Origin of the sequence: Virgibacillus sp. CM-4 (assembly GCF_000445495.1) — a bacterium.
Taxonomy (GTDB): domain Bacteria; phylum Bacillota; class Bacilli; order Bacillales; family Amphibacillaceae; genus Virgibacillus; species Virgibacillus salexigens.
The window spans coordinates 569,631-580,853 of record NZ_AUQA01000006.1 but is presented as its reverse complement, the minus strand read 5'-3'; the positions used below and the strand labels follow the sequence as shown (position 1 = coordinate 580,853).

The following is an 11,223-nucleotide window of genomic DNA, read 5'->3' as shown; positions in this document are numbered from 1 at the left end:
TGTACTGGTAAAATTTTTAATGCAATAAGAAATTATCTGGTGAACTCAAGTTTATTTGAAGGAGGGGGAACGAATAAATAATTATTGTTACTTTGTCAGGTATCCTATTGCATTCTGATATTCAGCATACTCCTAATAATTAATTTGAGTAAAGAATACTCAATAAATCTAATCAATGTACTTATTGTCGTAGGTATATCAATTTCGTTATTCCAAGCATATTTACAGTACCAAATAAAAAAGAGAAATTAATCTACATGTACTAGAGAAAAAGAAGATCAAAACCAATGTACGGGATACATAAAAGTAGAATTATACGATTTATCGGGAATATTGTATGCGGTTTATACAACTTTTATAGGCTGGAATATTGGTCTCAAGCGAAAGCTGTCTACCATCTATCGACTGATGAAAGGGTTGGCTGGAGAAATTATTACAATGTATGTAGGTGAACTGATCGGTTTTTCTGTTACTTTATATGTCTATAGAAAATAGATAATGCTTCAATCGTTAAATGAAGGTACATATAAAAGGGGGCATCATATGCTTAATATTGGAAGTTTATTGTTAGGACTTATAGCATGGATACTTCCTATTGTAAATATGGCAAAATATAATAATAACGATTTTCAGAAATGGGCTATAGTTTCTTTAAAATAAGTATTAGCTTTTTGTGTTATATCATTATATATACAAATTTTAAGTGGAAGTTTGCTAGTAACAATTCAGGATTGGAGCGCACTAATGGATATAAGGTCAAGTGTTGTGCTAGCAGTAACAATTCTTCTTATCGTTACGTTTATATTAAATATTGTGTCTCTAATGCTACGTCGTACTAAATCAAATGATTAGTAGGTCCCTAATTGCTTTCTACAGATCTATTGATAAGCTAATGATATGGAACAATACATATTAAAAAGCAAAGCAGTTTGAATGAAGTAACACCACTTATCCTACGAAAGCACAGACTTCTCATTAAAGAGGAGGAATGTTTATGGCGTGGGCCATATTAATTGTCTGTTTTAGCTTGAGTTATTTATTTATTATAAAGCAAAGGGCGAAGCTAAAACTTAAAGTGTTTTCGTTATTGGCTGTGATCTGTTTCGCATTCAATTCATTGTTATGGAATGAAAAAATCTTTGTGTTCGTCATGGATATAAACCCATTTTTACCAATTGTTTCAGGAGTATTGGGAATTATATTTGGGTGGTACGGGATGAAGGGTGATGTAAGAATAAGTATATTACTAGCAAATACTTTGACTTTCATCCTTTATCTTCTATTATTCATCTTCTTTGGTCCATGGGCGCCTTAATAGAGGGTGTGAAAAGATGGTAAAAACGAGACATCATATTGTCTCGTTTTAAAATATTATAGGGGTGACCGTTCTCCTGTTACATACTCTCATCTATACCGCAACAAACAAGAAAAGAATTAATGAATTTGAAAATTAATGAAGACTTAATTATTACTATTAGGGTAACGAACTTTTCTGGTGTTAATAAACAAGAAATAAATTGGTGGTACGTGGAGAAATAGATGGAGAAACATATGACCACACGCCTTAATCAGTAGGAAGAAAAATGGCTATCTTTTTTTATCTTGTAGCTCTTTTACTAGGTACGTATGGAGTTTGGAAACTGTATCAACAGAATCTCAAAAACAAATCGTTTTTTAGGAAGCTAGGACTTATACTCATCGGATCTTATATATTAATTGCCGGTGTATTCTTTTTTGTCCTCATTTGATTCAAGAATAATGAAGGACATTAAAAAGTCGAACTAGGTTAATTCGACTTTTTTACTGATTTTCTAGAAGATATTCTCAATCTGTGAATTAAAAAACTTATATGAGTTAGTAGTTCTAAAGTAGGTTTTTAAAGTGGAAAATAAAATATTTATTCATTCCCTGCTAATTATCTAATTTTGTAGCATTGTTTAACATTACAGTTGAACTACCCCCGCCCAAACTTAATACAAGTCTCAAAGAATGGTATCAGTGAGGATTCTCCAGATAACCCCTCAACCTAGTAATAAGAGCCAGCTTATACCAAACATAAATGAACCACCTCCAGTAGGTGAATTGAACTGGTTCTCACGTTATTCCTCACGTTATTCACAAAATTATATGGCCAAGAAAAAGGTGGTGCAAATTACATCAAATTAAATGAAGATACACAAGTAATTTACTGGGGGGGTCAATACAAGTACCTTCTTTTTAATATTCTTGGCTAGTTGTATCCAATATCTTTTTAAATTTTTTAGGCAGATGTCACACCTTTTGTTTTTATACGTATACTAACAATGACAGAGGGGTGATGACATGGAAACACAAATGGTAAAGAATAAGAATGGGCAAGTAAACATTATTTTAAACAATAAACATACCTCACATTTATCGTATTCGCATGCGAAAGCTCCGACGAAGAAGAATCCTTTTAAACATATTGATCAAGCTTTTTCATCATTTGTGGGAATGAAAGACCTAAAAGAGCGTATTAAAGAAATATATGCTACGGTAGTGATAAGTGAAAAAAGGAAGGAACTTGGCTTATTAAATAACAAGCAGGTACTTCATATGTTATTTAAAGGAAACCCCGGAACAGGAAAGACAACAGTCGCTCGGAAATTAGCGAAGTTGTACTTTGAAATGAACTTATTATCAAAAGGACATTTTATAGAAGCAGAAAGAGCGGATCTAGTCGGTGAATATATTGGGCAAACAGCTCAAAAGACGCGCGCCATCATTCAAAAAGCACAGGGTGGTGTCTTATTTATTGATGAAGCGTATTCGTTAGCGCGAGGTGGTGAAAAGGATTTCGGAAAAGAAGCTATCGATACGTTGGTCAAACACATGGAAGATAACCAACATGACTTTGTATTAATACTTGCTGGCTATCCGTATGAAATGGAACGATTTTTAACATTGAACCCTGGATTAGAATCAAGATTTCCATTTATTTTGGATTTTCAAGATTATGATTCTCAAGAACTACTTTCTATTGCCAAACGAATGGCTGCAGAAAGGGAGTATCAACTAACGAGAGAGGCAGAATTGGAGTTGAAAGCTCATTTACTTAAGAAAACCAAGGAGTATAATCGGAACTTTGCGAATGCTCGCTATGTCAGAAATATAATTGAAGGAGCTATCCGTTTGCATGCAGTACGACTATTAGAAAACGAACACTTTACTGCTGATGATTTAATCCATCTAACTGCAAAAGATTTACGATTATAATATATCTTACGCTAAAGATAGCAACGGTGTATTCTAAACAAAGAATGCACCGTTGCCTTCTTTCCTATGAATTTTTGGCGATTCTTTTTGAGAATTGGTACATGTTTGGTATGATAAAAAGATAAACATGTTGTAGTAAGTGAAGATGCAGAGAAGAAAGAGGTTCTGTTTGTGACGAAAGAAAAAATTGTAATTATTGCCGTAAGAAAAGCAGATCAAAATGAAGAACGATTCACTTCATCCATTGAAGAACTTAAATCTCTAAGCAATACAGCTGGTGGAGAGGTCATTGAAGTGATGACGCAAAAACGAGAACGAATCCATCCTGCTACATACATTGGTTCTGGAAAAGTGACTGAAATCAATACAGTGATTGATGAATTGGATATTGACTTAGTTATTTCTAATGATGAATTATCACCGGGACAACTACGAAACTTAGCGAGCTTGTTTGGCATTCGAATCATTGATCGCAGTCAATTAATTTTAGATATTTTTGCAAAACGAGCTAGAACAAAGGAAGGGAAACTTCAAGTAGAACTAGCACAGCTTGAATATATGCTACCAAGATTACGTGGACAAGGGACAGAGATGTCAAGGCTTGGTGCTGGAATTGGGACTAGAGGACCTGGGGAAACAAAGTTAGAAACCGATCAACGTCATATCCGTAGGCGTATTTATGAAATAAAACAACGATTACAAACAGTGGTAAAACAAAGAGAGCAATATCGTAAAAGAAGAAAAACCAATGATGTTTTCCAAATTGCAATTGTTGGGTATACCAATGCAGGTAAATCTACTCTATTCAATCGCTTAACAAACAGTCGTTCTTTAGAGGAGGATCAGTTATTTGCAACGTTAGACCCTTTAACTAGACAAATAAAGCTGCCATCAGGTCTTGAAATACTAATCACCGATACGGTTGGATTTCTACAAGATTTGCCAACATCTTTAATTGCAGCATTTAAATCAACATTAGAGGAAGTCACGGAAGCAGATTTCTTAATCCATATGGTGGATGGTTCGGATCCTGATTTACATCAACAGCAAGATACCGTAATAAAATTATTGGAAGAATTAGATGCGGATACGATTCCAATGCTTACCGTGTATAATAAAAAAGATCAGATGAATACAGCTATGATTCCAATTAATCACCCAAATATATTAATTAGCGCGCTTCAACCTAACGATATTGATCGACTATTACAAAAAATAGAAGCGTTACTAAAGACGGAATGGGGATATTACGCTGTTTCCATTAATCCTGATCAGGGCAAATTACTACTTCAGCTAGAACAACAAACCATTATTGAGTCAAAACAATTTGATGAGACGGATCAAGTGTACCAAATTAAAGGATATATGCGGAAGCACATCCCATTAAATCGGTTAATAGAGGAGTAAGAGACAGCCAATGATAGAACGATTCATAGAACAAGCAGAAATAGATTGTAAAGCACAGCACGAACGAATAACAGCCACAGTAGAGAAAAACCAACGAAAGGTACTACAAGCTTTTAAAACCTATCGAGTCAGTGATTCTCACTTTCAATCGACAAGTGGTTACGGTTATGACGATCTTGGTAGGGAAGTATTGGAAAGCATCTATGCCGAAGTTTTTGGTGGCGAAGATGCGCTCGTACGTCCTCAAATCGTATCAGGCACCCACGCAATCACAACCGCTTTATTTGGCGTTTTACGTCCTGATGATGAATTACTGTATATTACTGGAAAGCCTTATGATACATTAGAAGAAGTAATTGGAATTAGAGGCGAAAATACAGGATCGTTACGAGATTTTCGAATCGATTATAAGCACGTAGAATTAAAACGAGATGGGATAATCGACTTTCTCGGTGTTAAGCAAGCAATAACAAAAAACACAAAGATGATCGGTATTCAACGATCCAAGGGGTATGATGATCGCCCTTCATTTACCATCGATGAAATACAAGAGATGGTCCAATTTATTAAAGGAATTGATGAACAGTTAATTGTTTTTGTGGACAATTGTTATGGTGAATTTGTTGAAGATAAGGAACCCTTACATATAGGGGCAGATCTAATAGCAGGATCACTTATCAAGAATCCCGGCGGAGGTTTAGTTAGAGCTGGTGGCTATATTGCTGGTCGTAAAGATCTTATTGAACAATGCGCCAACCGACTAACAGCACCTGGCCTAGGGAAGGAAACAGGAGCAACCTTACATACACTCCAAGAAATGTTTCAAGGATTTTTCTTTGCCCCCCATGTAGTTGGAGAAGCATTGAAGGGCGCAATATTTACAGCGCGAATTATGGAGCTGACTGGATACAAAACGACGCCAGCTTATTCGGAAAAGCGCACCGATTTAATTCAATCGGTTACCTTTAATGACCGTGAACAAATGATTGCCTTTTGTCAGGCTATTCAAGAATATTCTCCTGTAAATTCCTATGTGAAGCCATATCCAAGTCCAATGCCGGGATACGAAGATGAGGTGATCATGGCAGCAGGTACATTTATCCAGGGAGCTAGTATTGAATTATCAGCGGACGGGCCATTACGTACTCCTTATATTGCTTTTGTTCAAGGTGGGTTGACCTATGCGCACGTAAAAATTGCTGTAACGGAATCATTAAAAAAATTGATAGAACAAGGTTATTCCTATATAAATGAGGGTATATAGACAAAAGAGCGGTTCACGCTCTTTTTATGTAAGAAAACCTAACATTTTATTGACATGTTATTTTACATAACATATAATGGTAGTGAATTAAATATGAGGGGGTCATGAATTGAATGATCAAGATCGCCGTTCAATGCCCTTATTTGGAATTGGAATTGTCATAAAATTAACAGAATTGACTGCTAGGCAAATAAGGTATTATGAAGAGCATGCGTTAATACATCCAGAACGGACCAGTGGAAATCAACGTCTATTTTCATTTAATGATGTAGATAAGCTGCTTGAAATTAAGGATTTATTGGATAAGGGTTTGAATATTGCTGGAATTAAGCTCCTACTTAGTGGGGAAGAAGAAAAAAGGGTACTAGGCAATAAATCGTCTGAATCATCCGATTTATCCGACAAAGAATTACGAAGAATCTTGCGAAACGAGCTAAAAGAGCCAGGGAGATACGGTAAGACAAATTTGCGTCAAGGCGAACTCTCCAGATTTTTCATTAATCATTAGTGACGTTTAGGAAAACAAAGATGTTTAACTTGAATGTTATAGACCTGTTTTTCTATTCAAATAAATAAAGTTCATAGGAGGAGAAACAATGGGAAAGAGCTTAACGAAAGAAGAAATATTACAACGAATTAAAGAGGAGAATGTTCGATTTATTCGTTTACAATTCACGGATATGTTAGGAACAATTAAGAATGTTGAAATCCCTCTAAGTCAGTTGGATAAAGCACTAGATAACAAAATGATGTTTGACGGATCTTCGATTGAAGGGTTTGTACGTATTGAAGAGTCAGATATGTACTTATATCCAGACCTAGATACGTTTGTTGTATTCCCTTGGACCTCAGAAAAAGGAAAAGTAGCACGTTTTATTTGTGATATTTATAAACCTGATGGTACACCATTTGAAGGCGACCCGAGATACAATCTAAAAAGAAATCTTCAAAAGATGGAAGAGCTAGGATTTGATGCGTTTAATATTGGTACAGAACCAGAATTCTTCTTGTTTAAACTAGATGAAAAAGGCGATCCTTCTCTTGAATTAAATGACCATGGTGGATATTTTGATTTAGCTCCAACTGATCTAGGTGAAAACTGCCGAAGAGATATCGTTTTAGAGTTAGAAGAAATGGGCTTTGAAATTGAAGCATCACATCACGAAGTAGCACCTGGACAACATGAAATTGACTTTAAATATTCCGATGCAGTAAAACATGCAGATGATATTCAAACATTCAAATTAGTAGTTAAAACAATTGCTAGAAAGCATAATTTACACGCAACCTTTATGCCAAAACCATTATTTGGTGTTAATGGATCAGGAATGCATGTAAACATGTCTCTATTTAAAAATGGCGAGAACGCATTTTATGATACAAAAGGAGATATGGAATTAAGCGAAACAGCATATCAATTTATTGCTGGAGTAATCAAACATGCGAATAGCTTTACAGCTGTGACAAACCCAACGGTAAATTCCTATAAACGTTTAGTGCCAGGTTATGAAGCACCTAGTTATATTGCATGGTCTGGTTCCAACCGCAGTTGCCTCATGCGTATCCCGAATTCTCGTGGTGTAAGTACGCGTGTAGAAGCTCGTAGTGTCGATCCATCAGCCAACCCGTACTTAGCGCTTTCTTCTTTATTAGCTGCTGGCTTAGATGGTATTGAGAAGTCTATGACTCCGCCTGCTGCAGTTGATCGTAACATCTATGTGATGACAAGAGAAGAACGTGAAGAAATCGGTATTCAAGACTTACCTAGCACCCTTGCAGATGCCTTAGAAGAATTGAAGAAAAACCAAGTTATTGTGAATTCACTTGGTGAACATTTATTTGAACATTTTGTAGAAGCAAAAGAAATCGAATGGGATATGTTTAAGACACAAGTTCATCCTTGGGAAAGAGAACAGTACTTGAGCACGTACTAAGACTAGCCTCATAGTGGTGTTTAAGCGAGTTGTTATCTTCGTCTGATTAAGGTTTCTACTTCCCTGGAAAACTACAAGATAATAATATTTTAAAAATATCGCCCATTAAGCTTTCTGTTGGGCGATATTTTTTGTGCGATTTTTTTGGAAACATGAGCGGTAAACATCGGAGGTTATTTTCATGCTTCCACTGTAAAAAGAATAATTTTATGAAGGTAAAGCAGCGTATCTTTGCTTAGGAAGCTAAAAAAAACGATCCCTAAGCGTTGTAAAAGTAACGATTTTTTATAGGTGGTTAATGTATATGATTTCATTTGTTAAAAATGATAAGAATAAAATAGAAATAGAAAAGAAAATCTTCAATTCAAATATGGAATATAATTTAATCGCATTCAGTAAAAAACAATTAAAAACAAAAGACATTTTAGACCAGTACTCTGAATCAAAAAAGTTAAAAACAGAAAGATACTTAGTAAAGAAAGATGGTATTTATATCGGTATATTAGAATACGGGATGGTAAGCCCCCGTACAAGAAAACCTTGGTTAAGCTTGCTAATTATTGATAAACAGTACCATAGAGAAGGGCTGGCAAAAGAGGCTTATAACACTTTTTAAAACCAAATGAAGGATAGACAAATTGATCGTATTCAAATTGCAGTCCACGCTGTAAATAAAAAAGCATTCGTTTTTTGGACAAAGTTAGGGTTTAAAACATACGATCAAAGAATGCTTGAAGGTCATCAATTCTACAGTTTAGAAAAACAATTAAACTCCACTGAAATGAAATGAACTACTGGTTAAAGATAAGAAATATACAAAATACTTCATAATTAATGACTTTAATGCATGTTCAATTCATACAATGCTTTTGAGGTGAGAAAAATGCCAAGAATTAATTACAAAGATTCAGATGTTGCCTTAATGGCAAGGATGATGCGAGCAGAAGCCGAAGGTGAAGGAAAACAAGGTATGTTGTATGTTGGGAATGTCATTGTTAATCGTGCGATAGCGGATTGCTTAGACTTTAAAGATGTGAGAAACATTCGCGATGTCATTTTTCAGGTACAAGGCGGTAATTATTCTTTTGAAGCAGTTCAAAAAGGCAACTTATTTTATAACAGAGCACGATCTACTGAAAAAAGATTAGCTAAAAAGAATTTAGATTATTGGAGACAACATCCCGGGAAATATGCTCTGTGGTATTTCAACCCATATGCTCCATGTCCTCCGACATGGTATGATCAACCCTTTTCTGGACAATTTAAAAACCATTGTTATTACGAACCAGCAGCCGGATCCTGTGACAGTGTTTATAGTGGTTAAACATGCTTTTTATACTTGCACCCCCATAAGGTAGTGTGAAACCTACTTTTTTGGGGGTTTTACATGTACCCATTTACTAAGGAGTCATTTTCGATAAAACCCTCATTAAGCATAAAACTAAACTAAATGAACAAATTATTATATAAATCATTCACTAAGCGAACTAGGAGATTTATATGGAAGAAATAATTGCTACTTTGTTCCGTACACCACTGATGTTTCTGATTATTCTTCTCTTTTTTAGATTAACCGGAAAGAAAGACGTTGGTGAGGTCAGTGTCTTAGAAATTGCCATAACATTAATGGTCACAGATTTAGCCGTGATTATTATTGAAGATACGGAATTATCTATCTTAAATGGTCTCGTCCCCATCGTAATTCTAATTATCATTCAATATATACTCTCGTATGTTACATTAAAAAATCAAAAGACACGGGATATTATGGATGGCAGACCTTCCTTAATTATAGAAAATGGTCGATGTAACCAAGTTGAAATGAAAAAAATCGGGTACACCCTTGATGACCTATATACTGAACTTAGGAATAATAACATTGCTGATATTTCAAAAGTTCAGTTTGCAGTACTTGAATCTTCCGGAGACTTAAATGTTTTTGATGATCAAACCAAATTTAGTCTACCTTTAATACTTGACGGTGTGGTTCAGACAGAACAAGTTAAAATAATGGGAGTGAACGAAATGTGGTTAATCCAACAGTTAGAACAGAAAGGGTACACAGATTTATCATCTATTTTTATTTGCAGTTACACAGGTGGGAATCTATACATTGAGGAGAAACAAAAATAGTTGGTAATAAGAACAAAGTGAAGGGAACTAAGCGAATAAATTCTTTAAATAATTGGCCGCTTTTCTCTCTGACCCTTAGAGGGATTTTGGATGAAAAATGCTACATTCTATAATAATTGTACAGTAATCAAGTAGACAATATGCGGGTGAAAAAAATGACATCTATATTTTAGCATTCAATATAAAGATTTTTGTTTGAAAATTTTGTCAAAACGATGCTTGTAGAAGAGGATACTTTTTACGAATTAACAAGAAGAAAAATGGCGGCTTCCATAATTTAAATTTTAGGAAGCGTACATTAGGAGATGTTCAACTTAAGATATTTTATTTTCCATATTAAATAGCTAATATGTGAGGTTCTTTAATATAGCCGGCATATTTATATAACCTAAATATGCGTTTTTACTCTTAACTTTTAAAAATAATACTTTATTCAATATGAGCGCAATTAGTAACAATATTAATATAGCTAAGCTTATTTGCTTTTTATTCTGCAAAGTTATGGAAGATCATTTCTAAATGAGGAGATTTTATATGCCGTTTGAACAATGTAAGCACATAAAAACCGTAATGTCAGGTTTCAGCAAAAATTGGTTCTTTGTAGGTGGTTGGGCAATTGATCTTTTTCTAGGAAAAGAAACTAGAGTTCACCATGATATTGAGATTGGTATATTTAGAGAAGATCAAATTGAATTGAAACATTTTCTAAGCAGCTGGGAATTTAAAAAAGTTGTACATCGTGAATTTATACCTTGGTACAACGAATATTTAGTATTACCTGTTCATGAAATACATGCTATAAATAAAATGGATAAGCATGAATTAGAAATTCTCTTAAACGAGTCTGACACCGTTAATTGGAGGTTTAGAAGAGATTTAAGAATTTTATATCCTTTAAAATCCGTGTTGAAGTATTCTGAAACAGGCTTACCTTATTTGGCTCCGGAAATAGTTTTATTATATAAGGTAAGAAACACAAGAGAAAAAGACCATATTGATTTTTTATCTGTTAAAGATATTCTTCACGCTAAGCAGAAGTATTGGCTCCGAGAAGCAATAGAAATGCATGAACCAAAGCATGAATGGCTCCAACTATTAGGTTAGATATATTTCAAAAACGGATGTATTTCTGGAGGAAGGATATGCTTTAGTATTGTTGAAACGGGAAAAATTACGGAATAACTCTAAAAAAGTAAGGTCTCCTAGGATGTTGTTAATTATGATGGACTTAAAGAAGAATTCTTGAAG

At 34.6% G+C, this 11,223-nt stretch carries 10 protein-coding genes; all 10 read left to right on the top strand.

Translation table 11 applies throughout. The features are described 5' to 3' along the window. Window positions 1-994: 994 nt before the first annotated feature. The 10 genes from M948_RS36180 to M948_RS36135 all read left to right on the top strand — a co-directional run bounded on the left by M948_RS36180 (window position 995) and on the right by M948_RS36135 (window position 11,079). Window positions 995-1,315, top strand: coding sequence for a hypothetical protein (locus M948_RS36180; RefSeq protein ID WP_021291398.1), 321 nt, complete (start codon window positions 995-997; stop codon window positions 1,313-1,315). Window positions 1,316-2,322: 1,007 nt separating this feature from the next. Continuing rightward, window positions 2,323-3,237: a stage V sporulation protein K gene (spoVK, locus tag M948_RS36175; RefSeq protein WP_021291396.1), complete on the top strand. Its 915-nt coding sequence runs from the start codon at window positions 2,323-2,325 to the stop codon at window positions 3,235-3,237. Between the two features lie 171 nt (window positions 3,238-3,408). Further along, window positions 3,409-4,644 carry a GTPase HflX gene (gene hflX / locus M948_RS36170; protein WP_021291395.1) on the top strand — a complete coding sequence of 412 codons (1,236 nt, stop codon included), beginning with the start codon at window positions 3,409-3,411 and terminating at the stop codon, window positions 4,642-4,644. 10 nt (window positions 4,645-4,654) lie between these two features. Continuing rightward, on the top strand, window positions 4,655-5,908 hold the full coding sequence (locus tag M948_RS36165; protein WP_021291394.1) for a methionine gamma-lyase family protein: 1,254 nt from the start codon (window positions 4,655-4,657) through the stop codon (window positions 5,906-5,908). 133 nt (window positions 5,909-6,041) lie between these two features. Beyond that, complete coding sequence (locus tag M948_RS36160) at window positions 6,042-6,416, top strand: MerR family transcriptional regulator (protein ID WP_031335552.1); 375 nt, start codon at window positions 6,042-6,044, stop codon at window positions 6,414-6,416. Window positions 6,417-6,504: 88 nt separating this feature from the next. Then, the gene (gene glnA / locus M948_RS36155) at window positions 6,505-7,842 is read left to right on the top strand and encodes a type I glutamate--ammonia ligase (protein WP_021291392.1); all 1,338 of its coding nucleotides are present in this window, start codon (window positions 6,505-6,507) and stop codon (window positions 7,840-7,842) included. 304 nt (window positions 7,843-8,146) lie between these two features. After that, a complete protein-coding gene (locus M948_RS43680; protein WP_021291391.1) occupies window positions 8,147-8,458 on the top strand; it encodes a hypothetical protein in 312 nt (103 codons plus the stop codon). Window positions 8,459-8,725: 267 nt separating this feature from the next. Further along, on the top strand, window positions 8,726-9,166 hold the full coding sequence (locus M948_RS36145) for a cell wall hydrolase (RefSeq protein WP_021291389.1): 441 nt from the start codon (window positions 8,726-8,728) through the stop codon (window positions 9,164-9,166). A gap of 176 nt (window positions 9,167-9,342) precedes the next feature. Continuing rightward, window positions 9,343-9,975: a DUF421 domain-containing protein gene (locus M948_RS36140; protein ID WP_021291388.1), complete on the top strand. Its 633-nt coding sequence runs from the start codon at window positions 9,343-9,345 to the stop codon at window positions 9,973-9,975. Between the two features lie 534 nt (window positions 9,976-10,509). Beyond that, window positions 10,510-11,079 carry a nucleotidyltransferase domain-containing protein gene (locus tag M948_RS36135; protein ID WP_021291387.1) on the top strand — a complete coding sequence of 190 codons (570 nt, stop codon included), beginning with the start codon at window positions 10,510-10,512 and terminating at the stop codon, window positions 11,077-11,079. Window positions 11,080-11,223: the final 144 nt, after the last annotated feature.